The organism is Shouchella shacheensis (genome assembly GCF_001484965.1).
GTDB lineage: Bacteria > Bacillota > Bacilli > Bacillales > Bacillaceae_D > Shouchella > Shouchella shacheensis.
Map to the genome: position 1 here is coordinate 411,445 of NZ_KQ947393.1, position 22,849 is coordinate 434,293.

Consider the following 22,849-nt stretch of genomic DNA (forward strand, 5'->3'; position numbering starts at 1 on the left):
TCGAGTTTCTCGTCAATAAGTTTGCTGCACAATTTTCGTTCTTTTTAAGAGTGGTTTTTTGCCACTGAGGCAAATACAGAAATCCGAAAAACGCAGGCGGGTTGCTCAGGAGCGAGAATTTTGAAGGTCCGATAGAAGAATTTCCGGTTTTGGATTTCGTTATCGGGGCGAAAAACCTCGACGCTTTTACCCGCCGGAGCTAAACAAAAAAGCAGCGCCTTTTGGCCACTGCTACAAATACTTGCGATGCATCTTGTTTCCATCATACATAAAGGTAATCTCCTTCTCATTGACCGTCGTTTCAAGATGCACGGTCCGTCCCCAGAGCTGATAGATATAGGGCAGTACCTTCTCAAGATAAGTCACGTCTAGCTCCGTTCCTTCAAATTCGTGCTTGATGTAAAGCTCTCCGTTCTTTAAATAATCTCCATTTGTGACAACCAAGTACGGGAATCCCCCGTTCACTCGGGATTGTGTAAGTTGGTCGCGTACTCCCTCCCACTCTTTGCCTACAATTTTGTAATCGGAACCTTGTTTCTGAAACAGATACATGTCCTCTCGACTAACCAATTCCTTGGTTAAATAGTTGCGGAGAAACGATGTATCCGACTCAATCTCCCGCACTTCAAACATTTTCTCTCGTCCGCTCCCAGACTTCACTCCTTGCATGCGTCGCATTTCTTCAGTTGGGTTGTTATAGCGCTCCTCGATGTCTTCAAAAATTTTGATACCGAGATAGTAAGGATTGATGGATGTTTTCGATGGTTGAACGACTCCTGCATTGAGCTTGGCGTATTCAATCATTTCCTCGCTCGTTAGGTCCATCTCCCGTAAAATACGTCCGTGCCAATAAGAGGCCCAGCCTTCGTTCATAATCTTCGTCTCAAGCTGCGGCCAAAAGTATTGCATTTCTTCCCGCATCATGGTTAACACGTCTCGTTGCCATGGCTCAAGCTCCCGGCTGTATTCTTCGATAAAAAGCAACAGATCCTTCTCAGGCTGAGGAGGAAAATGTTTTTTCCGTTTCACCGGTGCCTCTTCTTTCTTCTCGCCGTCCAGAGACCACAGATCGTCATATTCCCCGGCCTGTTTTTGCTCTACTTTTACTTCCTCGTCCATAGACCAGGAGAGCTTCGGACGAACGATGCTCGGATCAATATGCTCTTGAATGGCGAGAACTGCATCGAGGAAGCTTTCCACTTCGCTTTTTCCATGAACATGCTCGTAGTGAGCAATTCGCTCCGCTGTTGCGCTCATGCTCTCCACCATGTCCCGTCTCGTATTGGAAAAACGGATGTTGTTCTTAAAGAAATCACAGTGAGCAAGCACATGAGCGACAATGAGTTTATTTTGAATGAGCGAGTTGCTGTCGAGCAAAAAGGCGTAGCAAGGGTCTGAGTTCACTACAAGTTCATAAATCTTGCTTAGACCAAGGTCATATTGGAGCTTCATTTTGTGGTACTGCTTCCCAAACGACCAGTGGCTATAGCGTGTCGGCATGCCGTACGCCCCAAATGTATAAATAATATCTGCCGGACAAATTTCATAGCGCATTTCAAAAAAATCCAGGCCAAAGCCCGTTGCGATTTCTGTTATCTCTGCAATCGCCTTCTCCAATTCCTGTTGATCTGACGTCAAAACGCTCTCCTCCTTTGACTGCGTGCGTTTATTATCCTTATGAGAAAGACGGCTAAGGCATGAGTTAAACTTCTTTTCATTTGCAGCTGCCGAGCAAACACTCTCGAAACATTCAGTATTTGTGCTACACTATGACCAAAGGCCTTGAAAAAAAGGAGGAATCGTTTTGGATATTGGAGTGTTTATCCCACTTGGGGGGATGCTGACGGCTGTTATCATTGTCTATATCGTCAACAATTCAAGACAAAAAGAACTGGAAATGCGCCAGGGGATGGGGCCTGATATGGATGACTTGAACGAAAAAATGGATAAAATCTTAGCGAAGTTGGAGGATTTGGAAAAACGAAAACCGTAGGCGGCGGACAGAAAGCGGCATTAAGCGTCCGCTTTCTTTTTTATACCGCCACTCATGCGCTCCCGCTCTATTTTCGTCCGCTTTTGCACGAGAACCACCGCGAAAAGGACGAGACCAACGCCAAGCCCTTGCCAAAGGGTTAATGCTTCGCCAACGAGAAGGACGCTAACCAATACTGCAACAACAGGCTCAATCGTAGCGATGATCGAAGCCTTGCTGGATTCTACGTACTGCAGTCCTTTCGTATAAAGCAAAAACGCCAGTGTTGTCGAGAAAAAACCTAACCCCAGTACGTACAGCCACACCTGCCCATTCCCTAGAAGATGAGGCACATGCCAAAGCCCGCTAAAAGGGGCAATCGCCACTGCTGCAAAGACAAACGTATACGTACTCACAGTCATCGCTTCATACTTCGCGAGCGCAAACTTCCCGAAGATGCTGTACAGTGCGTAAAAAAAGCCTGAGCCTATGCCTAACAACAAGCCAGTAAGTGAGATGGCTTCGGTGCCTGTTGGCAGTAAACCAACCACGAGCGCACAGCCGATGAGTGTGAAAAAGAGCGCCACCCCCTTTTCCTTCGTGATCCACTCTTTAAAAAACACTCTGGAAAGAACGAGAACAAACATCGGGGCTGTATACAAAAGGGTCGTCGCGACGGAGATGGTTGTCATCTCAATCGCCTGAAACAAAAACCAGTTAAAAAACAGGATGCTGACAATCCCTGTACCAATAAAATACCGACCATCCGCCAGGCGAATGACGAGTTTTCGTTTGTCTTTCAGGAACACAAAGCCTACGAGAAATATAGCTGCACATGTGACGCGCAGTGTCACCACATGTACCGGTTCAAACCCAAGTTCATAAAGCCTCGTAACAAACAGACCGATAATGCCCCAGAGCGCCGCCCCAAGTGCGATTGATAAATATGCGCTACTTTTGCTCATCCCATCCCTCCATTGCTAGCGAAAAAGCACATCTCTGTGCAGGATGTGCTTTTTCGTCTTTGCCTCTATTGCTTTCGTCAGAATTTAAATATACGCGTTCATGTAGCTCATCACGGATTTTTGCAAGGAAGCGAGCTTCTCGACACTGTCGGTCTCACTCTCACCAACAACGCCAAAGTAGAATTTCACTTTCGGCTCTGTTCCAGAAGGGCGTACACAGAACCAGGAGCCATCGTTCAGCTTATATTTCAACACATTGGAAGCAGGCAAAGCAAGTGACTCTGATTTCCCTTTTGCAAGCCATGTTCTTGTTCGCGCATCGTAATCCTCCACAGAAGCAACCGTTGTTCCGTTCATTTTAGTTGGAGGTTCGTGGCGTAAGGAGGAGAGAATGCTAGCAATTTTCTCCGCACCTTCTTTGCCCTTAAGCGTTAGCGATTCTAACCCTTCACGGTAGAAACCGTATTTGCGAAAGACCTGCTGCAAGCCTTGATAGACCGTCATGCCTTGCTTTTTATAGTGCAGGGCTACTTCCGCTGCCAAAAGACATGCTTGGACGGCGTCCTTGTCTCGCACGAAATCACCGATCAGATAGCCGTAGCTTTCTTCATAGCCAAACAGAAATCTATGCTCGCCGCTCTTCTCGTATTGCCCCATTTTTTCACCGATGAATTTGAACCCCGTCAGTGTGTCCACCGTCGTCAACCCATAAGCGTCCGCAATGTTACGCCCGATCTCGGAAGTAACGATCGTTTTCAGAACGACCCCATTCTCCGGCAGGGTATCTTGCTCTTTTTTCTGCTCAAGCAAGTAATCAAGCAACAACGCGCCTGTCTGATTGCCGGTGAGAACAACATATTCGTCCTGTTCATTTTTAACCGCAAGTCCTACTCGGTCGGCATCCGGGTCTGTGGCAAGCAAAAGGTCCGCTTGCTCTTCGTTTCCGTATTGAATGGCGAGCTCAAAGGCCGCATGCTCCTCTGGGTTCGGGGAGGAGACGGTCGAAAATTCCGGATCGGGAAGCTCCTGTTCAGGCACGACGGTAACATGCGAAAATCCACTTTCTTCAAGAACACGACGAGTTAAAATATTGGCTGTTCCGTGGAGAGGGGTAAAAACAATCTTGACGTCGCCGCCCTGCTCCTTTGCAAGTTTTGGCTGCATGAGAATCGACTGCAGCTGTTCATTGTAGGCATCATCCACATCTGTGGAGATCACCTGGTAGAGCTGCTTTGCCTTTAGCTCTGTTTCGTCGGCCACTTCAATCGTAAGCTCATCTTCAATCCCTTCAACAAAAGTGACAAGCTCCTCTGCAGGCTCCGGCGGAAACTGCCCACCATCTGCACCATACACTTTAAATCCATTGTACTCAGGGGGATTGTGAGAAGCTGTGATCACAATTCCTGCTTCTGCCTGAAGGTAACGAACAGCAAACGAAAGCTCTGGGGTTGGACGGAGATCGTGGAAAACATAGCATTTAATGCCATGAGCACCGAGTGTTCGCGCCGCCTCATGCGCGAACTGTGGCGACTTGTGGCGAGAATCGAAAGCGATCACGACACCGCGAGACTTGGCAACCTCGCCTCTCTTCTCAATGAACTGCGCCAGGCCTTCCGCTGCTTTCCGCACCGTGTATGTATTCATGCGATTCGGCCCAGGACCAATCTCTCCGCGCATGCCTCCTGTGCCAAAGGCAAGCGTTCGGTAAAAACAGTCCGCAAGCTCCTCTTCTTTCTCAAGCATCTCATTGAGCTGTTTTCGTACATCCTTCTCAAGGGCGCTGAACGAGTTCCAGCGTTTCACTTCTTCTGCTACATTCAATCCGGACAACTCCTCATCAAAAAACAATTGGTTTACCGTCTTTATTTTACACGGGTCCTTGCTGGTTTGACTAGGCTCACTTCTGAGGGGTCACCGTTAAGAAGTTGTATTAGTGCCTACTTTCTGTTGGAAATGGATGTACGGGACACGGCTCGCCTAGTTTAATGCCAGCAGTGCTTAGCTCAGTCCTACGCCCAAACAGTAGGACGCCTCCTTCCTTTGCTTCCCGCAAACGCGCAGCAAAAATAGGATCAATGTCTGCCGCTGGCTCAATGCTTGTACTATCAGAGCGCTGGGCGACAAATAAGATCGCCGTCCTCCACTCTCCGTTTTTAGCAAGAGCGGTTAATTCCTCCACATGCTTGGTGCCTCTTGCCGTCACGGCATCTGGAAAACGCCCTTTGCCATTTTCGGCAAGCGTTACACTTTTCACTTCAAGAAGCATCTGTTCACTTAATGTCTCGTGTTTCATCAAAAAATCAAAACGAGAAGCGCCTACCTTATATTCTCTACGAACGAGGCGCCAGTCCTTGAATTCGTTCAACACCCGCTCCTTTAATGCCTGTCCGACTAGGTGGTTAGCAAGCGTTGTCTGCAGTGAAACAAGGGGTTTTTCGTCCTCTGTCTCACACAGAACAGCCGTCCACCGGGTCTTTCGATTGGAGTCTGATGCAGGTTCAAGCCAAAGGGATCTACCTGGGGTCAGCAGCTCTTTCAGTCTTCCAGGGTCAGGCAAATGGGCTCGAGTGATTTCCCCTGTCTGAAGCTGAACATGCAGAATGAAACGATTTGGTCTTTCTATGAATCTCGCTTTTTCAAGCCCTCGGTTAAACGGTAGCCATGTCACAGTGCTCCTCCTCAATTCTTATTCTCTATTAATCCCTGAACATTGCTAGGCAGCGGTTGATCGTGAGTAAAGGAATCATCCGGGTCCACTTGGCTCTCCCCCACGACGTCGCCGTCTACTTGGAGAAAAAATTGATTGTAATAGATTTCTCCTCTTCTTTCGGCCTCCACCATTGCGACCCAAGTACCCGGCACTGAAAAAAGCACTTCAACTTCATAGAGGCCACCTTCCACATGATGCATGACTTTCTCCATATTATGAACGGTCCCTGGCTGGTCAAACGTCACGCGAACATTGGCGTCCGTGAGCGAATACTGAAATTCATCCTCTAAAAAAAGTTGAACTGTCGCCCTCTGACCAGTGACAATCTCCTCCTCCACAGGGTGCAGGGACCAGTCCGAGCGAACCGTCGGCTGAGATGCTACGAGTACTACCACAATCGAAAGGATAACCAAGAAAAAAAGCCCATAAAGAGTCGTCTCTAGCGACGTAGCACCTTGCGTTTGCACGGGCGTTCGCCTCCTTTTTCTCCACAGTCTCGCCAACTCATCCTTTTTTAAACAAAAGTGTTCGCACTGCATAAGCCGGCTCGGGAGGAGGCGACAACAGCGAAAAGCGCAGGCGCCCTGCTCACGAGCGACAAGTTCTGGAGCGACGGCAGATCAAGTCCGAACTTGACTTGAACTGGCGGCGTGAAGAAACCTCGAGCGAGTGGGCGCCGGAGCTAGACAACACCGAAAAGCAGAGGCGGGTTGGTCAGGAGCGTGAATTTTGGAAGGCCTGGACTCGAAATCCTGGGTTTGGATTTCGGGCCAGGACTGAAAAATCTCGACGCTTCTACCCGCCGGAGCTAGACAACAAAAGGACCTGAGGAAACACCCTTCAGGTCCACAATCATTTATTCATTGCTTGTATACGACATGGTAGACGTCAAAACGCCGATCGCGCAACTGATTGACGCTTCCGGAACGGCGGTGACGGCGCAAAATTTCCAAGTCCACATCACCAACGACGACGGTTTCAATGTTCGGGTTGCATTCACCAACAATGCCGTCACGCGGAAACGTGAAGTCGGAAGGCGTAAAGATGCCTGATTGCGCGTACTGGATATCCATGTTTGCTACATCGGATAAGTTTCCGACCGTTCCGGAAATCACCGTGTAGATTTGATTTTCAATCGCTCTTGCCTGCGAACAGTAGCGCACACGCAAATACCCTTGGCGATCATCAGTACAAAACGGCGAAAAGATGATGTTCGCACCTTTGTCCGTGGCAATTCGGCCGAGCTCTGGAAACTCAATGTCGTAACAAATTTGAATGGCAATCTTGCCACAATCGGTATCAAAGACCTTCACTTCATCGCCAGCAGAAATGCCCCAGAAAATACGCTCGTTTGGCGTAATGTGGAGCTTATACTGTTTTTCAATCGTTCCGTCACGGCGGAAGAGGTAGCTGATGTTGTAAATCTTGCCTTCCTCTTCAACATAATGAGAACCTCCAATAATGTTCACGTTATAACGAACGGCAAGCGTTGTAAACAGTTCAATATAGTCCTCCGTGAACTCGGTCAGACGGCGAATCGCTCGACTCGGGCTCTTCTCTGGTAAGAACGAAAGCAGCTGCAGCGTGAATATCTCTGGAAATACGGCAAAATCAGACTGATAGCTTGCGGCAACATCGGTATAATATTCGCATTGAACCGCAAAGTCTTCAAAGGAAGAGATTTTCTTCATTTCATACTGAATCGTTGTAATCCGCACCGGGAACGAGGTTTTGAAACGCCGCTTGCTAGTGGATGGCTGATAGTCAATATTGTTCCACTCCATCAGCGACGCATAGCGCATGGAAGCCTTGTCGTCATCCAGATAATTGGAATTCACTCGCTTTAAGGTGAAGCCGTTGATCACTTGAAACGTTAGAACAGGATCATATAAATTATGCATCGTTACTTCGTCTACATATTGCCGAGGGGTAAGCTTATCGGCGTGCTTATAATAGTTTGGGATACGACCACCGATGATGATGCTTTTTAAATTCTTTTCGCGGGCGAGTTCCTTTCTTGCTTCGTAAAGGCGACGGCCAATTTTCATTCGTCGGTAGTCGGGATGAACCATCACTTCAATCCCGTAGAGGTTATACCCCTCAGAGTCATGATTGGTGATATAGCCTTCGTCGGTAATTTCATCCCACGTATGCTGATCATCATACTCATCAAAATTAATAATCAAACTGGAGCACGAGCCAATCACTTTTCCATCCACTTCTACACAGAACTGGCCTTCAGGAAAAATGGAAATGTGACTCTTTAGCTGATCATAGCGCCAAGCCTCCATGTTCTTAAAACAGAGCGTCGACAGCTCCATGATGTCATGTATATCTTTCTCTTCGATATTTCGAAGGATAATTTTCTTCTCAAACTTGGAAACATCAATTTCTTTCACGATATTCACCCCTTTTACGCAGATAAGACAGGACATAACGTCCACCGCACTTAGCAGAATTCTCACCAAAAGGACTAGCGTTTTTTCGCTAATCCCTTTTGTAGTTTACCTCTTTTTTGGATGTTTGAATAGTGTTATGAGACTTGTAAGAAAAAGTATTTCTCGCCAGTCACGTCCCCTTACGCTCGCTTGATGCCCAGCTACTCTTATAAACTACACTTCCAACTCGGAACGAATCGTCAGCGCTTTTTGGGGATAATCAGTGAAAATACCGGCACAGCCCCATTGCATATAGCGTTTGAGTTGTGCGGAGTCATTGATAGTGAAAGGACGCAAAAGAACCCCCTCTGCCATCAACGCTTCGGCCTCTGACTTCAAAAGTGTTGGCACATGAAAGTGCAGCGCTTCAGCCCTAAGCGTCTTCAAATAATTGGAAACGCCATATAAAGCATTCATCGTGAGCGCTGCTGTTTCAATTCGCTCGTCCCACTCCTTCACGGTTTTGATGGTGGGGTGGTCGAAGGAAGACACGACGGTTCTTGGCAGCACCCCAAACGACTGAAGCATCGGCATGACCACTTCACAAGCAGCGGCCCGGTCGTCCACACCCCCTTTTAACTCAACATTCAGCTTTAAATGCGGTCTCGTTTGCAGCCATTCCAATAGTTCCTCGAGTAAGGGAATCCGCTCATTTATCCTCGGAAACTTACCTGAAGCCGTAAAGCGCTGCAATTCCCTTGACGTATAGCTCTTCACCGCACCCTGGCCATTCGTTGTTCGATTGATCGTCAAATCGTGAATAACCACAGGCACTCCGTCTTTAGCAAGCTGAACATCAAACTCAATGCCGTCCGCACCGACATCGGCGGCCTTTTGAAAAGCCGTCATCGTATTTTCCGGGAACAAGCCAGAGAGTCCTCGGTGAGCATAGATCTCCGTTTTCAATTAAACCCCTCCTCGTAGCCTACTGAAATCTCTAAGCCCCTTTTGAACTCTATGCGATCGATGCGCGAAAACGACCTTTCTCTTCCTCTCCCCAGTACAGAACAAAGACGTCTCTGTCCGCGATTTTTCCGACGCCTTCGGGGGTTCCTGTAAAAAGCAGATCTCCTTTTTTTAAACCAAAGGCAGCATCGCATTCCTTCAAGATCTCTTCAAACGAAAATATCATTTGTGCCGTATGGCCTCTTTGTACCCCGACTCCATTTTTGGTCAACGAGAAGGGAATTTCTTTGCACGCCTCACTTCCAGGGAAAGAAAAGAATGGCGTCAGGATCGCTGAATGACGAAAACCTTTCGCGCGCAGCCACGGATGCCCTTTCTCCTTTAGCTTTGACTGCACATCTCTTAACGTTAAATCGACCCCAAGCGCCATTTCCGAAATCACATCGGCCAGTGAATCTCCTTCTTCCACATCCTTCCCGATCTTGAGAACAATTTCCAGCTCGTAATGAATCTCTCCCTTGGTTGCCGGGAACGAAAGCACGCTTCCATCCGCAAGTGCAAGCGCATTTGTCGGCTTCGTAAAAAGCAGTGGTTCACTCGGTACTTCATTGCCAAGCTCCTCTGCGTGCTTTGCATAGTTTCGACCAATACAGAAAATGTTGCGAATGTCCTCCATAGCTGCCTCCCTACTCATTCTTAAACAACCCAAGTTTGCCAACCCGATGCACCGCTTCCACAAGCACGTCCTCTTCTGCCAACAGCCCCAGCCGGACGTACCCTTCCCCGTGTGCACCAAAACCGATTCCTGGTGCAGTAACGATATGTGCTTTTTCAAGTAATAGGTCACTAAATGCCTGTGAGTCGTAGCCCTTCGGAACCGGGAACCAGGCAAAAAACGAGCCTTGAGGTGCCGTTACCTCCCAGCCGATCTCACGCGCTGCTTTCACAAGCGCATCTCTGCGGCTTCTGTACATGTCTACCAAACGGTCGACCGAAGTCTGCTCTTCATTCAACGCATGAGCCGCAGCCTCTTGTAACCCACCAAAAATGCTGCAATGATAGTGATCCTGAAGCGTTTCAAGCATGTTAACAATTTGCGCGTTGCCGACAACGAAGCCGACGCGCCAACCAGCCATATTGTAGAGCTTTGACATCGTGAAAAGCTCAACCCCTACTTCCTTCGCTCCTTCTGACTGGAGGAAGCTCCTCGGCTTCTCATCATACCCAATCGCTCCGTAGGCAAAATCATGAACCACACTGATTTCGTGCTTTGCTGCAAAAGCGACGGTTTTTTCGAAAAACGATGCATGAGCGCGAACCCCAGTCGGGTTGTTGGGATAGTTGAGAAACATCATTTTAGCGGCTCTTCGTGTAGCGTCGGACAGCTCACGATAATCGGGTAGAAATTGACACTGTTCTTTCAGCGCCATGGGGTGCATCGTTGCCCCGGCGATAGCGATCCCCGACCAGTAATCTGGATACCCAGGGTCCGGCACAAGCGCGACCTCCCCTGGACTCAGCAAGCATTGGCACAGCTCAACAATGCCTGTCTTCGTTCCCGGGACAATCGCCACTTCCGTTTTGGGATCAAGCTCGACCCCGTACTCTCTTTTGTAATAGCCAGCGACCGCTTCTTTTAAGAAAAGATATCCCGAAAACGGACCGTAGCGATGATACGCTGGGTTCTCAGCTCCTTGTTTCAATGCGTCAACAATATGGCTTGGGGTTGGCTTGTCATGGTTGCCTTGCCCAAGATTAATCATATCATCGTGTTCGGCGCTCATCTCCTGCGCTTTTTTCACAAGTGCCGCAAAGAACTGCTTCGGCAGGCGGTCCATCGCTTTTGATTGCTGAATCATCACTTCCCCCTCTTCCTAATCCAACTATGTTTTTTCTTTTAAAGCCATCGTACCACAATCGTACGAAGTTCAGCAGCAGTGGATGATCACTTGACTTTAATTGATGTATAAATGTTACCACATGACAGACAGCATGATATAATGCCATCGTGCCACTTGCTTTTTCAGACGTTTTCAAAACTTAAATCTCCCCGTACATAGGAGGGCAACATGAGCTCAGGAAATATACTGATCATTGAAGATGAAAAGAAAATTGCTCGTCTTATTCAATTGGAACTCGGCCATGAAGGATATGAAACGGATGTAGCCTCCACGGGAATCGAAGGCTTGGAAAAATTTAAATCGGGGAGATGGAACCTAGTATTGCTAGATGTGATGCTTCCAGAGCTAAGCGGAATGGAAGTGTTAAGAAGGATTCGCTCTTCGGAAAACCAAACCCCTGTCATTCTTTTAACCGCTCGAGATTCTTTGCCTGATAAAGTCAGCGGGCTTGATTTAGGAGCGAACGATTACATAACAAAGCCTTTTGAAATCGAAGAGCTGCTTGCGAGAATACGAGCATGCCTGCGAATGAACCAGTTCTATACCGAAAAGAAAGAAGATGAATCTTTCATGATGGGGGATCTAACCGTCAACGAAAAAACACGGGAAGTCATCAGGGGTAGCACGCACATTGAGCTAACGCCAAGAGAGTTTGATTTGTTGGTTTTTCTCCTCCACCACAAAAATCAAGTCTTGAACCGGGAACAAATCATTGAGAGGGTGTGGGGCTTTGATTATTACGGAGAGACCAATGTCGTTGATGTGTATATACGCTATTTACGTAAAAAAATAGACGCACCGTTCCCTACCTCCTACATTCACACGATTCGCGGAGTGGGCTATACAATGAGGGAGTAGGTCAATGAATATTAAGAACCGCATTACCCTGTTTTCTACTGTTTGGCTGCTAATCATCCTTCTGGTAACGAACGGATCGATCTACTTTGTCTTCCAGCAAATCCAGAGAGAGAATGCGCTTGAGAGAATTGAAATGCAAATGAACAGCATGATTGAAGCCATTCAAGAGTCTCCTGAAGAGGTAGAGATACAACCATTGCTAAGGGCTTACCTTCCTTCAGACTCCATGATTCGCGTGATTTCAGAGAAAAGAGAGGAGCCTTTCTTTAGGACGCCAAGCCCGTTTGAGGAACTGCCAATGGAGTTTCACCCAAACGAGCGATCTGAGCTAAAGACATACAATGGCCACCTATACACCGTTGCCTATCACCCCATCATATGGGAAAACGGAGAGGTCGTTTCTTTGGAATTAACCGAGGAACAATCTTCGATTCAAAATACGATGAGGGTCTTGCAAATTGTTTTGACGGTGGCGACCCTTGTTATCTTCATTCCTTCGTTTCTGGGAGGGCGAGTTTTAAGTAGGCTCATCTTGAACCCGATTCGTTCAATGATTCAAACGATGGAAGAAATTCAAAAGCGTGGCACCTTCAAGAAGATTCATATTGAGCCAACGACCAATGATGAATTAACGAAAATGGCCACAACCTTCAATCATATGATGGATCTGCTTGAAGCGAACTATAAAAAACAAGAGCAGTTTGTCTCAGACGCGTCTCATGAACTGAAAACGCCCCTAACCGTAATTGAAAGCTACGCCAAAATGCTTAAACGGTGGGGCAAACAAAAGCCTGAAGTTTTGGAAGAAGCCATTGAGGCCATTCACGCCGAGTCACTTAGAATGAGGGAGCTAACGACGCAGATGCTTCAACTAGCCAAAGATCAATCCCAGTTTGACCTTAATTATGAAAGGGTCGATGTCATTGGCCTTTCAAAAGAGGCGGGACGAAACATGCAAAATGCCTATCATCGTGTCATCCATGTTCTTTCAGAGCAAGAAGAACTGCCAATTGAAGGTGACCCGCAAAAATTAAAACAAGTGCTATTTATCTTATTGGATAATGCGATCAAGTATAGCAACGAAGAAATCACCATTGTCATTTCCGCTACAGCTTCTTCTGTGAAAATCGCCGTTAAAGACAAAGGGATAGGCATCCCTGTCGACGATCTTGAAAAAGTGTACGACCGTTTTTATCGGGTCGATAAAGCTAGAAGTCGTGAAACAGGCGGATCTGGATTAGGACTGTCGATTGCGAGGCGCATCGCCCATGCTCATCACGGAGGAGTTGAACTAACGAGCGAAGAAGGAAACGGTACAACCGCAACGCTTGAACTCCCAAAGCACCCACAATATTAACTTCTCACTGATTTTTAATGTTCTTCTTCAGTTCTTTTAACCATCGCATGCGAAAATAGCAAGGAGGGAGGAATGACCTTGAGGAAAAAAGCGATTTGGATAGTAGGAACAGTGGTGGTAGTCATTCTCATTGCCTTCGGGACCACTCAGTATGTGCTGGGTGATAACGATTCGCTTTTAACCGAGCAAGAAATGAGGCAAATTGTGGATTCGAAATACTCGGGAGAAATCGTCTCTTCAGAACTGACACATGCCAATGGCAGTGCGCATTATAAGGTCGTTGTCAAAGAAGAAACGGGGACTTACGCACTTTTAGCAGATGCTTCTACTGGGAAGATCGAGCAATTGAATGTAGATGAAGAAGCCCCAGCTGAGGAGCAAGAAGAGGAGCCGATCACAGAAAAGGAAGCGGAGCAAATCGCTACTGAGGAACAAGCGGGTGCTGTGCAATCCTCTGAGTTAGACGAAGAAAAACAGCGCTATACCGTCATCGTCGAAAACGAGGGGAAAGCATACTCCATTGAGATTGATTCGGTGGCAGGGACAGTTGGCGATACAAAGGAAATCACGAACTCTGATGATTCATCTCCAGCGACTCAGTTATCCCCGGACGAGGCTACCGAAATCGCGTTATCAACGTTCAATGGAATCGTAACAGACATTGATCTTGACGAAGAGGACGGTGTCCTGTTGTATGAAGTTGACATCGAAACCGACAGCGAAGAAGCAGAAATACTCGTCAATGCCTTTACGGGAGAAGTCATCAGCATTGCCGTTGAAGCGGATTAAATGGAATGCTCTTATACAGGGCATTCTTTTTTTATGAGCAGTTCCTCGTCCATTCCTCATCGTTTTCTAATCTTCTTTTCCTTTTGTTTTAATTTCCTTGGCATACACTGAAACCATATCTAAAACAAGGAGGTTATTCGAATGAAAAAGGTAAAAACAGTGATCGCAGCAGCAGTAGTAGCCGGAGGCATCGGCGTGAGTGCCTATGCTCTCCAGGATGACACGGCACTGGCCGAGGAAACCAAAGAAATCGACAGCCCTGCCGTTACGATTGAAGAAGCAAAAGACATTGCCTTAAAAAAGACAGAGGGCGGTTCCATTAAGGAAGCAGAGGTAGACGAAGATGATGGTGTGGAAACATACGAAATCGAGGTTCATAAGGATGGCAAAGAATATGACCTGGATATCCTGAAAGAATCGGGCGAAATCGTGAAATCTAAAGAAGACGACAGAGATGACGATGACAGCGAGCAACCCTCTAAGGGAAACATTTCTATGGAGGAAGCGATCAACATTGCATTAAACGAAGTAGCCGGAACTGTAAAGGAAGTGGAGCTTGATAAAGATGATGGCGTCTATGTGTATGAGATCGAAATTGACGCTGATGCCCATGAAGAAGCTGAAGTAGAGATTGATGCGGCAACAGGAAACGTATTGGAAGTCGACATCGATGATTAAGAAACGAGAAGCGCTGGTGCTAGCCAGTGCTTCTTTTTTCTAGCTCTGGCGGGTAGAAGCTCGAGATTTTTCAGTCCTGGCCCGAAATCCAAACTCGGGATTTCCAGTCCAGGCCTTCCAAAATTCTCGCTTCTGAGCAACCCGCCTTCGCTTTTCGGTATTGTCTAGCTCCGGCAAGTAGAAGCTCGAGATTTTTCAGTCCTGGCCCGAAATCCAAAACCGGATTTCTAGTCCAGGCCTTCCAAAATTCTCGCTTCTGAGCAACCCGCCTTCGCTTTTCGTTTTGAGTGGGCATGGCCGAGGGATCGTCAGAATGAGTATGGACTTGTTTAACACATCCTCCCTTTACGTTAATGATTCTGTAGATTTCCTCTCAAGTATTTTATTGTCCATGCCTTATTCTTTATGTAAAAACAAAGTTCTGCGAGCGATCATCTGCACATACCTTGTGGTAAAGATGCACCCAACCGCTATAAATACAGGTGATGAGTCAATGAGGGACCATTTAAAGAAAACGCTATGGCGTCGGGAAATGAGAACAGCAAGGAGAAAAGCCTCCGAATTAAAGGAAACAAAAAGCCTTTACTCATCACAGGGCCATTACACACCGGAACGCCAGGCTCTGCACATGGACATCCTGAAAAAAATTAGCAAAAAACCTTTTATGCCAAAGCACACCGTGAAACCGACGGCGATCTTACTCGGTGGTGGAAGTGCTACAGGAAAAACAACATTGCGAGAAAGCATTATTGAAAAAGAATGCGCGAAGAAAGGCATCCGACCTGTCACAGTGGATGCCGATGAAATCAAAGAGTATCTTCCCGAATACACCCTACTAAAGCATACTCATCCAACCTATGCGGCTGCGCTCGTTCATAAAGAATCCCGCGATATTGCGGATATGCTATTGAAGCGCCTCTTAAGAGAGCGAAGCCATTTGGTATATGAAGGAACAATGGCCAAGGCGCGGAAGTATAAAAAACTGATCGGCAAACTGCATCGTGCTGACTATGAGGTCCACGCCTATGTTGTGGATGTTCCTGTAAAAGTAGCCAAAAAACGAGCAATCCAACGAGCAAAACAAACAGGTCGAACCATCCCCCCTCACGTCATTGAAAACACGCACAAGCTTGTACCAAGAACGTTTCAAACTATTAAAGATTCAGTTGATAGTTACCACGTATATGATAATCAAGATGGATTAACACTGATTGCCACAAACGGGTATGTTCACGCCCCGCTCTATAACCAATTCATGAAAAAGGGCGGAAAAAAATAAAGTTCGCTTCATTCCGCCCTTTGATACCTCTCAAAATCCTCAAGCCATAATTCGTCTTGTCGAAATAAAACCGAAAAAGCCCAATACGATGGCTCTTCATGCATCATGATCGGATTGAAATTGGAAGCAATCCATGACTTTCTTACACGTTGATTCGCTTGCTTTAACGATAACTGACCGATACTCATCACCTGATCTCGTACTTCACGTAAAAATAGAGAGGCAGCGTTGCTCCTGCTAAGTGAATGCCTCGAAGGGTGAAGGGCTGGAATAGCTGTCATTTTTTGTTCCGGTTTAAACGTGATAATTTGACTACTCGCTAAGCAGCCAATCGCCTTTGGTGTGTTTAGCGATAATTGCTCTTTCGTAGCCGAGACCTTGACGAGTTTTGAATCGGTCAAATGTCCGCCTCCAATTGGACCGTACACGTAGTCGAAGGTATGCCTTTTTCCGCTTCGACAAGCTTGAACGAATGCTTTCCAAGATTGCTCATATTGCCGCCACCTCGGTTCCAGAGGCAAAGGAAACAACCACCCGTCTAACCGCTTTAATTTTCTCAAATCAAGGCGAAAGGCCACGTAAGCGGGCTTGCTTGTGTCCGGATTTTCAAAGTACTGGGCTTTGCCCATGTTTAATTGCTCCAATACCTGTGAAGATACTGGGGCATGCATTGCTCTGATCACTGCCCAGCTTTTAGCCTGAGAACGGTTGAAAGTCAGGTAAAAACCCTTACCAAAATCGGTTTGCCGTCTTTGCGCATTCAACCAGATGCCGTGATGTTGAATAGCCTTTGCAGCAAACAAATTGGTACCATGATAAACCGTACAGATTTCTTGATTAGGAAACATGGACGTTTTCCTCTCATACTTAGTTGATCTCTGTATAGTATGAGAGAATGCTTCCGTATGTTAAAAATCAGCTTTCACTCTCTACGTACCCTTTAAACTTCGACGCGACTCTTCGTGCAAGAAGCCCTGCTCCTTTAGAAACGCATCCATATGAGGACGCTTACGCACACCTGTATAGCTCGCCATCATTTCCGACCAAGTGGTTTGTCGCTTGTTGTTGGTGCGCTCGACATAGTACTCATGTGTCTCCTTATCATAACGCATCAAGTCCGTCTCTTGCTGATGGTTATACGTTTCTTCGTGAACAGCAGCACGGTGAGGAAGACGAGGTTTTTGCCCCGGGTCCTGATCTGGGTGTCCAATCGCCATCCCCATCACTGGAAACACGTATTTAGGCAGGTTTAGGACCTCACACACTTCCCCTGGATTGTTGCGAATGCCGCCAATCATGACGCCACCTAGCGAGAGCGATTCAGCCGCAAGCAGCATATTTTGGGCAAGCAGCGCCGCATCGACAGAGGCCACGATCAGCTGCTCGGCGCCACCAACGTCGAAGCCTTCCCCATGCAGCTCACTCGCTCGCTCCTGTCTTGTGAAGTCTCCACAAATCACAAAGAAAACCGGACACTCATCGACCCAGCGCTGCCCACCCGTTAATTCAGCGAGCTTTGCTTTTCGCTCTTTATTGCGCACAGCAATAACCGAATACGCTTGAACATGATGAGAGGTCGCTGCCCACCGCGCAGCATCCGTAATGTCTTTAACCGTTTCCTCTGTGACCTCTTCCGTCGTAAATTTTCGAATTGAGCGATGTTCACTCATCACTCGCAATACTTCGTTTGAAGACAATCCAAGCACCCGCTTTCCATCTAAATAGTAAGTTCTATCACTAGTTTACATTAAAAGAGTGAGATTTAATATGTACGTGCATTCCTTATTCAAAAGGCACGGATTATAAAACACTTAACGGTTGTGGAAAACTGTGGCAGAATGATAATGAAAGGAGAGAGGATACGTTGGCACAACCTACGCTTGATAAAGACAGGATTCAATCTTTAGACATCATGAGAGGTTTTGCACTTCTTGGCATACTGCTTGCGAACAGCGTGATCTTTCAATATGGAATGGCTGGAACCACCTCTTTCGGTCCAGTGGCGATTGATTTGTACCCAAACGGTTCCGTTGATCGCGCCACCCACTTCATCATTCAATTGTTTGTTGATGGAAGTTTCTACACGCTTTTTTCCTTCTTGTTCGGCTACGGCATGGCTTTACAAAAGGAACGACTGCTGGCGAGAAACGTGAACTTTTCTGCGATTTACTGGCGCCGAACGATTCTCTTGCTCGTATTTGGCCTCTTGCATCTGTTTCTTCTCTGGCGCGGGGACATCCTTGTTGGGTACGCGCTCGCAGCGATGATTTTGTTTGTTTTCTTGCTTTTGCCGACGCGGGCCATTGGAATTGTAGCGATTGTCTGGCTTTCTCTGTTTGCCTCGACTGCCCTTCTGCCTCCGGTAGATGCAGAACTCATGACCTCTGGGTACCCGGAAGATGAAGCACAGGTGCTTGCACATGGGTCCTATGCAGAGGTCGTCCAATTTAGACTGAACAATGATCTAGGTGGAATAACAGACATTGGTTTTCCTTTTTGGATCGGTGAATCTCTTTTTCAGTTCACGACCGTCCTCGGGGTGTTCGGCATGTTTCTAGCCGGTGCGTATACAGCGCGAAAAAAATGGCTTGAGAACCCAAGCGAGCATACGAAATTGTTTGCTTACCTTCTTGTCGGTACTGGTGTGCTGGGGCTCGCCGCTAAACTGCCGCACGCGCTTTCGACTGACTATAACACACAGCTTGAGTATCTTTCGCAACTGGCAGGCGCCCCACTTGTCGCTATGTTCTATGCAACGAGCGTTGTTTTGCTGGCGAATTCGCGCGTTTTCTGGCGACTGCTCTCACCACTCGCTGTTATCGGCCGAATGGCTTTTAGCAACTACATCCTGCAGTCGCTTGTCTTCACAACGCTTTTCTACGGGTACGGGGTTGGAATGTTTGCCGAGTTGGGACTATTTTATGGGGCCTTGCTGGCACTTGCTTTTTTCGTGGTTCAAGTACTCGTAAGCAACCTTTGGTTGAGTGTGTTTCGAATTGGCCCGCTTGAGTACATCTGGCGGATGGGTACGTATTTGAGTCTCCCACGCCTTAAGCGTTAGAGGTTCACCCCCGTCGCCGAGGTTTCTTCACGCCGCGAGTATCAAGCCCGGTCATGGCTTGATACTCGCGGCGCTCCAGAACTTGTCGCTCGTGAGCGGGGCCCCTCCGCTTTTCAGTTAAGAGAATGTACGTCCTGCATACGTCCTGCTCGCTGCTTCATCGGCAATCAGGAGCACGTTTGGATGCTTTTTTAAAATCGAGGCAGGGAAGAATTCGTCTACTCCTCCTGAGAGCAGGCGGTCATAGGCTTCAGCTTTCGCTTCCCCTGAGACGAGCAAAATGATTTCCTTTGCCTCCATGATCGTTTCGATTCCCATCGTAATCGCATGCTTTGGCACAGCGTTCATGCTCGTAAAGTAGCGCGCATTCGCCTCTCTCGTTTCTTTTGTAAGCGCTACGACGTGGGTACGGCTTGAGAACGAGGTTCCCGGCTCGTTAAAGCCGATATGACCGTTGCTGCCGATACCAAGAAGCTGAACATCCAGACCACCTGTCTGTTTTAGTTCATCTTCATAGCGATGGCATTCTTCTTCTAAATCAGGAGCCATACCGTTTGGCAAATGCGTTTGCTCTTTTGGCAAGTCAATATGGTTAAAGAAGCGCTGATTCATGTAGTAGCGATAGCTATTCGTATCGGAAGAATCTAAGCCCGCATATTCATCGAGGTTAAACGTGTGGATATGATGAAAAGACTGGTTGTCGCCCTCTGCCTTTTCTATGATCAGATCGTACGTACGTTCAGGTGTCGCCCCTGTTGCTAGGCCCATAGTCATTCGCTTGCCTGCCGTCATCCTTTTGTAGAGATGAGCAGCCGCTTGGCGACTCATTTCTTCGTAATCTTTCACACGTATGATATTCACTTACTGCCCCTCCTTAAAGACGATCTCCCCTCCACAAATGGTGAGAATGACGTCTAAGTTTTCATTAAGTACGGCAATGTCTGCGTCCTTCCCCTCAGCAAGTGAGCCTTTTCGATCTTCAATGCCCAACTTTTGTGCTGGATTGTAAGCAGCCATTTGCACCGCTTCAGCGAGCGTACAATTGGTAAACGCACACATATTACGGACGGCTTGGTTCATTTTCAGCACAGATCCAGCAAGCGTGCCGTCGCTTAACGTTGCCTCCAGTCCATCGACGTAAACGTCCTGTCCGCCTAAATCAGATCTTCCGTCACCTAGTCCTTTCGCGCGCATTGAATCCGTGATAAGCAAACAATGATCTACGCCTTTGGAACGAAACGCATGTTCCACCATTTTGGGGTGAATGTGAATGCCATCCACAATTAACTCAACGGAAAGGTCATTCAAGAGCAAAGAGGCGCCAGCTACGCCCGGTTCACGATGATGGAGTCCTCGCATGCCGTTGTAAAGGTGAGTCACTTGGTTTAAGCCAGCTTCTACTGCTTCCTTCACCTGGCTGTAGACCGCATCGGAATGACCAATGGAGGCGTTGACGGCCTCATTCTTTAAGAAACGAACCAGCTCAAGTCCCTGTTCTTTTTCTGGCGCGAGCGTCACTTGTTTAATCAACCCTTCGCCAATATCTATCCATCTCTGCATCAGATCAATGGACGGGTCGCATATAAATTCGAGCGGCTGTGCCCCTTTTCTCGCCTCGTGAATAAACGGGCCTTCCACATGAATGCCCACCACACTCGCCCCCGTATTTTCTTCTTTGACAAAGCCCACGCAGTTAGCAATGGCCTGTTCGATCGCCTCATGCTTCTGCGTAATGGTCGTCGCTTGAAAGGAGGTCGTTCCTTCCGCGGGCAGGAGGTTCGCCATCGTTTTCAAGGCCTCTCTGTCGCCATCCATCACGTCCGCTCCCCCGGCTCCATGTATGTGAAGATCAATGAAGCCCGGTGCTACCACGTCTGTACTTCTTAGTTCAATGATCTCATCAGCGTCAGCGACATATGCTTCTCCATTTCCTTTCCCCGCTGCTTTTATTTTGGCATCTTCCGTATAAATATATCCTTGTGGAATCAACTCTGATTCTAGGACAAGCTGACTTCCTCGCAGCAGCTTTTTCATGGTTATCACCTGTTCCTGCAAGATTCGATAATCGTATAAGATTTGTCTTCTTCATTATACGTTCTAGATAATTAGTTGTCTATACCAATTACAGCTTCCAACTATGCTATACTACGGATAGCCTATTGAACGCGGAGGGTTTTTAGTGATGATTGATAAAAAGTCCCCAATTCCTATTTATTTTCAAATTGAAGAATTCATAAAGAAACAAATTGCTGAAGGCGTCCTGTATCCCGGGGAAGCACTCCCGTCTGAACGTGAGTTCGCCGATGAATATGGCATTAGCCGGATGACCGTTCGTCATGGAATCAACAACTTAGTAAACCAGAAGCTTCTATACAGAAAAAAAGGCAAGGGCACCTTTGTCTCCTGGCCGAAGATTGAGCAGCCGCTCTCTGGGATGACGAGCTTCACGGAGGACATGGAGTCTCGGAACATGAAACCTGATTCAAAACTTCTTGTCTTTACAACGATTCAAGCCTCTGCTTTTGTCGCACGTCAACTACAAATCAGCGAGGGCGAGGCTGTCTATTTTATTCAGCGTGTACGACTCGCCGATGAACTACCGATCGCGCTCGAGCGAACCTACATCCCCGTCTCTCTTGTACCGGGCTTAACAAAGGAGGTGCTCAACGCCTCTTTGTATGCGTACTTTGAAGAAACGTGTGGCTTTACGATTCATGAAGCTGAACAAACGATCGAAGCCTCCCTCGCGTCCGAAGAAGATGCAACTCACCTGTCAGTCCCCATCAATTCGCCCCTTCTCTCGATTCGACGAAACACGCGACTTCTAGACAACCGCGTGCTCGAAGTTGTGTTTTCTCATTACCGGGGCGACCGCTATCACTTTGTAACCAGAATGGTGCGAAATTGAGACACACACGAAAGGGGTGCCACGGAAAAACCGCGGCACCCAAGCTGTTTTAGGAGCTAAGGTAGTCGCCCCCATTGATGTGAATGGCCTGTCCTGTCATGTAGGAAGAATCCTTTGAAGCAAGCAGGACATACGCGCCGACATGCTCGCTTGGTTGACCCGGACGACCCATTGGGTTTGTTTGCCCAAACTCTGACACTTTCTGCTCGTCGAAGGACGATGGGATCAGCGGCGTCCAGATCGGTCCTGGCGCCACGCTGTTTACGCGAATGCCTTGCCCAACGAGAGCCTGTGCCATGGAACGGGTGAAGGCCGTAATTGCCCCTTTTGTGCTTGTGTAGTCAATCAGCGAGACATTGCCACGGTAAGCATTGATGGAGGATGTATTAATAATAGTGCTCCCCGGCTTCAAATAGTCGAGGGCTGCTTGCGTAAAGTAGACGTACGAAAAGAAATTGGTCGCAAACGTACGGTGCAATTGCTCGGAAGAAAGTTCACGCAAGTCGTTAACCGTGTGCTGTTCAGCCGCATTGTTCACTAGAATGTCTAGACCCCCTAGCTCCGTCACTGTCCGGTCTACCGATTCCTTGCAAAACTGTTCCTCAGCGACATCGCCGGAAATCGTGATGCAATTTACGCCTTCTTGCTCTACACGCTGCTTCGTTTCCTCAGCATCCTCGTGCTCGTCTAGATAGACGATCGAAACATGAGCCCCTTCCTTGGCGTAGCCAACCGCGACGGCTCGTCCAATTCCAGAATCCCCACCTGTAATGAGCGCTACTTTATCTCGCAATTTCCCAGTGCCAATGTAGGCGTCATCTTCATAAATGGGACGAGGGTTCATTTCTTTTTCCGACCCTGGCTGCTTTTCCTGTTTTTGTGGCGGTATGCCATCGTTTAAAAAGTTGCTTATATCCATATGCGCTCTGCCTCCTCACGGTTCTTATGTATAGTTATACCTCTTTGAACCGAGGTCTTAAACATCTAAAATGTTTAGAGATATTTCTTAAACTTAAAGGATAACGCT

At 47.5% G+C, this 22,849-nt stretch carries 22 protein-coding genes; 8 read left to right on the plus strand and 14 right to left on the minus strand.

From position 1 onward, the window contains the following. Nucleotides 1-231: 231 nt before the first annotated feature. Nucleotides 232-1,638: a SpoVR family protein gene (locus AVZ68_RS01910; RefSeq protein ID WP_059102839.1), complete on the minus strand. Its 1,407-nt coding sequence runs from the start codon at nt 1,636-1,638 to the stop codon at nt 232-234. Nucleotides 1,639-1,804: 166 nt separating this feature from the next. Here AVZ68_RS01910 and AVZ68_RS01915 point away from each other — a divergent pair, with 166 nt between their 5' ends. Then, entirely contained in the window at nt 1,805-1,993 is a 189-nt protein-coding gene (locus tag AVZ68_RS01915; RefSeq protein WP_059102840.1) for a hypothetical protein, read from the plus strand. Nucleotides 1,994-2,013: 20 nt separating this feature from the next. Here AVZ68_RS01915 and AVZ68_RS01920 read toward each other — a convergent pair whose 3' ends face one another. From AVZ68_RS01920 to AVZ68_RS01955, 8 genes are all read right to left on the minus strand, one after another. Beyond that, nucleotides 2,014-2,937 carry a DMT family transporter gene (locus AVZ68_RS01920; RefSeq protein WP_059102841.1) on the minus strand — a complete coding sequence of 308 codons (924 nt, stop codon included), beginning with the start codon at nt 2,935-2,937 and terminating at the stop codon, nt 2,014-2,016. A gap of 84 nt (nt 2,938-3,021) precedes the next feature. Next, nucleotides 3,022-4,758, minus strand: coding sequence for a phospho-sugar mutase (locus AVZ68_RS01925; protein ID WP_059102842.1), 1,737 nt, complete (start codon nt 4,756-4,758; stop codon nt 3,022-3,024). Between the two features lie 109 nt (nt 4,759-4,867). Next, a complete protein-coding gene (gene sfsA / locus AVZ68_RS01930) occupies nt 4,868-5,605 on the minus strand; it encodes a DNA/RNA nuclease SfsA (protein WP_059102843.1) in 738 nt (245 codons plus the stop codon). An 11-nt stretch (nt 5,606-5,616) separates the two neighbouring features. After that, nucleotides 5,617-6,114 carry a FixH family protein gene (locus tag AVZ68_RS01935; protein ID WP_059102844.1) on the minus strand — a complete coding sequence of 166 codons (498 nt, stop codon included), beginning with the start codon at nt 6,112-6,114 and terminating at the stop codon, nt 5,617-5,619. 393 nt (nt 6,115-6,507) lie between these two features. Next, nucleotides 6,508-8,046 carry a bifunctional GNAT family N-acetyltransferase/carbon-nitrogen hydrolase family protein gene (locus AVZ68_RS01940; RefSeq protein ID WP_059102845.1) on the minus strand — a complete coding sequence of 513 codons (1,539 nt, stop codon included), beginning with the start codon at nt 8,044-8,046 and terminating at the stop codon, nt 6,508-6,510. A 213-nt stretch (nt 8,047-8,259) separates the two neighbouring features. After that, a complete protein-coding gene (locus tag AVZ68_RS01945; protein WP_059102846.1) occupies nt 8,260-8,991 on the minus strand; it encodes a glycerophosphodiester phosphodiesterase in 732 nt (243 codons plus the stop codon). Between the two features lie 49 nt (nt 8,992-9,040). Next, nucleotides 9,041-9,667, minus strand: coding sequence for a fumarylacetoacetate hydrolase family protein (locus tag AVZ68_RS01950; RefSeq protein WP_059102847.1), 627 nt, complete (start codon nt 9,665-9,667; stop codon nt 9,041-9,043). A 10-nt stretch (nt 9,668-9,677) separates the two neighbouring features. Then, nucleotides 9,678-10,850, minus strand: a complete 1,173-nt coding sequence (locus AVZ68_RS01955) for a pyridoxal phosphate-dependent aminotransferase (RefSeq protein ID WP_059102848.1) — start codon at nt 10,848-10,850, stop codon at nt 9,678-9,680. Between the two features lie 210 nt (nt 10,851-11,060). On the opposite strand from AVZ68_RS01955, the gene AVZ68_RS01960 reads away from it, so the two are divergent. From AVZ68_RS01960 to AVZ68_RS01980, 5 genes are all read left to right on the plus strand, one after another. After that, nucleotides 11,061-11,750: a response regulator transcription factor gene (locus tag AVZ68_RS01960; protein WP_059102849.1), complete on the plus strand. Its 690-nt coding sequence runs from the start codon at nt 11,061-11,063 to the stop codon at nt 11,748-11,750. A gap of 4 nt (nt 11,751-11,754) precedes the next feature. Further along, nucleotides 11,755-13,107 carry a sensor histidine kinase gene (locus AVZ68_RS01965; protein ID WP_059102850.1) on the plus strand — a complete coding sequence of 451 codons (1,353 nt, stop codon included), beginning with the start codon at nt 11,755-11,757 and terminating at the stop codon, nt 13,105-13,107. Nucleotides 13,108-13,179: 72 nt separating this feature from the next. Then, the gene (locus tag AVZ68_RS01970) at nt 13,180-13,896 is read left to right on the plus strand and encodes a PepSY domain-containing protein (protein ID WP_059102851.1); all 717 of its coding nucleotides are present in this window, start codon (nt 13,180-13,182) and stop codon (nt 13,894-13,896) included. Nucleotides 13,897-14,037: 141 nt separating this feature from the next. Then, complete coding sequence (locus tag AVZ68_RS01975) at nt 14,038-14,574, plus strand: PepSY domain-containing protein (protein WP_059102852.1); 537 nt, start codon at nt 14,038-14,040, stop codon at nt 14,572-14,574. 493 nt (nt 14,575-15,067) lie between these two features. After that, a complete protein-coding gene (locus AVZ68_RS01980) occupies nt 15,068-15,853 on the plus strand; it encodes a zeta toxin family protein (protein ID WP_059102853.1) in 786 nt (261 codons plus the stop codon). A gap of 8 nt (nt 15,854-15,861) precedes the next feature. On the opposite strand, the gene AVZ68_RS01985 is transcribed toward AVZ68_RS01980, so the two are convergent. Together AVZ68_RS01985 and nfsA are read right to left on the minus strand one after the other, a co-directional pair. Next, complete coding sequence (locus tag AVZ68_RS01985; RefSeq protein ID WP_059102854.1) at nt 15,862-16,701, minus strand: DUF3990 domain-containing protein; 840 nt, start codon at nt 16,699-16,701, stop codon at nt 15,862-15,864. An 81-nt stretch (nt 16,702-16,782) separates the two neighbouring features. Then, a complete protein-coding gene (nfsA, locus tag AVZ68_RS01990) occupies nt 16,783-17,550 on the minus strand; it encodes an oxygen-insensitive NADPH nitroreductase (RefSeq protein ID WP_082676255.1) in 768 nt (255 codons plus the stop codon). A gap of 167 nt (nt 17,551-17,717) precedes the next feature. Between nfsA and AVZ68_RS01995 the strand changes: the two genes are divergently transcribed. Next, nucleotides 17,718-18,914: a DUF418 domain-containing protein gene (locus AVZ68_RS01995; protein WP_059102855.1), complete on the plus strand. Its 1,197-nt coding sequence runs from the start codon at nt 17,718-17,720 to the stop codon at nt 18,912-18,914. A gap of 117 nt (nt 18,915-19,031) precedes the next feature. Here the strand turns inward: AVZ68_RS01995 and nagB are convergent, their stop codons facing one another. Together nagB and nagA are read right to left on the minus strand one after the other, a co-directional pair. Next, nucleotides 19,032-19,775, minus strand: a complete 744-nt coding sequence (gene nagB / locus AVZ68_RS02000; protein ID WP_059102856.1) for a glucosamine-6-phosphate deaminase — start codon at nt 19,773-19,775, stop codon at nt 19,032-19,034. Then, nucleotides 19,776-20,948, minus strand: a complete 1,173-nt coding sequence (gene nagA, locus AVZ68_RS02005; protein ID WP_059102857.1) for an N-acetylglucosamine-6-phosphate deacetylase — start codon at nt 20,946-20,948, stop codon at nt 19,776-19,778. It lies immediately after the preceding gene. A gap of 148 nt (nt 20,949-21,096) precedes the next feature. Between nagA and AVZ68_RS02010 the strand changes: the two genes are divergently transcribed. Then, nucleotides 21,097-21,822, plus strand: a complete 726-nt coding sequence (locus AVZ68_RS02010) for a GntR family transcriptional regulator (protein WP_059102927.1) — start codon at nt 21,097-21,099, stop codon at nt 21,820-21,822. Between the two features lie 49 nt (nt 21,823-21,871). Here AVZ68_RS02010 and AVZ68_RS02015 read toward each other — a convergent pair whose 3' ends face one another. Then, nucleotides 21,872-22,741, minus strand: a complete 870-nt coding sequence (locus AVZ68_RS02015; RefSeq protein ID WP_059102858.1) for an SDR family oxidoreductase — start codon at nt 22,739-22,741, stop codon at nt 21,872-21,874. Nucleotides 22,742-22,849: the final 108 nt, after the last annotated feature.

What these genes read in the sequence shown, in the direction of transcription:
- AVZ68_RS01920 (WP_059102841.1), bottom strand. Translation starts at nt 2,937, where the DNA reads ATGAGCAAAAGTAGCGCATATTTATCAATCGCACTTGGGGCGGCGCTC.
- AVZ68_RS01950 (WP_059102847.1), bottom strand. Translation starts at nt 9,667, where the DNA reads ATGGAGGACATTCGCAACATTTTCTGTATTGGTCGAAACTATGCAAAG.
- AVZ68_RS01955 (WP_059102848.1), bottom strand. Translation starts at nt 10,850, where the DNA reads ATGATTCAGCAATCAAAAGCGATGGACCGCCTGCCGAAGCAGTTCTTT.
- AVZ68_RS01960 (WP_059102849.1), top strand. Translation starts at nt 11,061, where the DNA reads ATGAGCTCAGGAAATATACTGATCATTGAAGATGAAAAGAAAATTGCT.
- AVZ68_RS01965 (WP_059102850.1), top strand. Translation starts at nt 11,755, where the DNA reads ATGAATATTAAGAACCGCATTACCCTGTTTTCTACTGTTTGGCTGCTA.
- AVZ68_RS01970 (WP_059102851.1), top strand. Translation starts at nt 13,180, where the DNA reads ATGACCTTGAGGAAAAAAGCGATTTGGATAGTAGGAACAGTGGTGGTA.
- AVZ68_RS01975 (WP_059102852.1), top strand. Translation starts at nt 14,038, where the DNA reads ATGAAAAAGGTAAAAACAGTGATCGCAGCAGCAGTAGTAGCCGGAGGC.
- AVZ68_RS01980 (WP_059102853.1), top strand. Translation starts at nt 15,068, where the DNA reads ATGAGGGACCATTTAAAGAAAACGCTATGGCGTCGGGAAATGAGAACA.
- AVZ68_RS01985 (WP_059102854.1), bottom strand. Translation starts at nt 16,701, where the DNA reads ATGTTTCCTAATCAAGAAATCTGTACGGTTTATCATGGTACCAATTTG.
- nagA (WP_059102857.1), bottom strand. Translation starts at nt 20,948, where the DNA reads ATGAAAAAGCTGCTGCGAGGAAGTCAGCTTGTCCTAGAATCAGAGTTG.
- AVZ68_RS02010 (WP_059102927.1), top strand. Translation starts at nt 21,097, where the DNA reads ATGATTGATAAAAAGTCCCCAATTCCTATTTATTTTCAAATTGAAGAA.
- AVZ68_RS02015 (WP_059102858.1), bottom strand. Translation starts at nt 22,741, where the DNA reads ATGGATATAAGCAACTTTTTAAACGATGGCATACCGCCACAAAAACAG.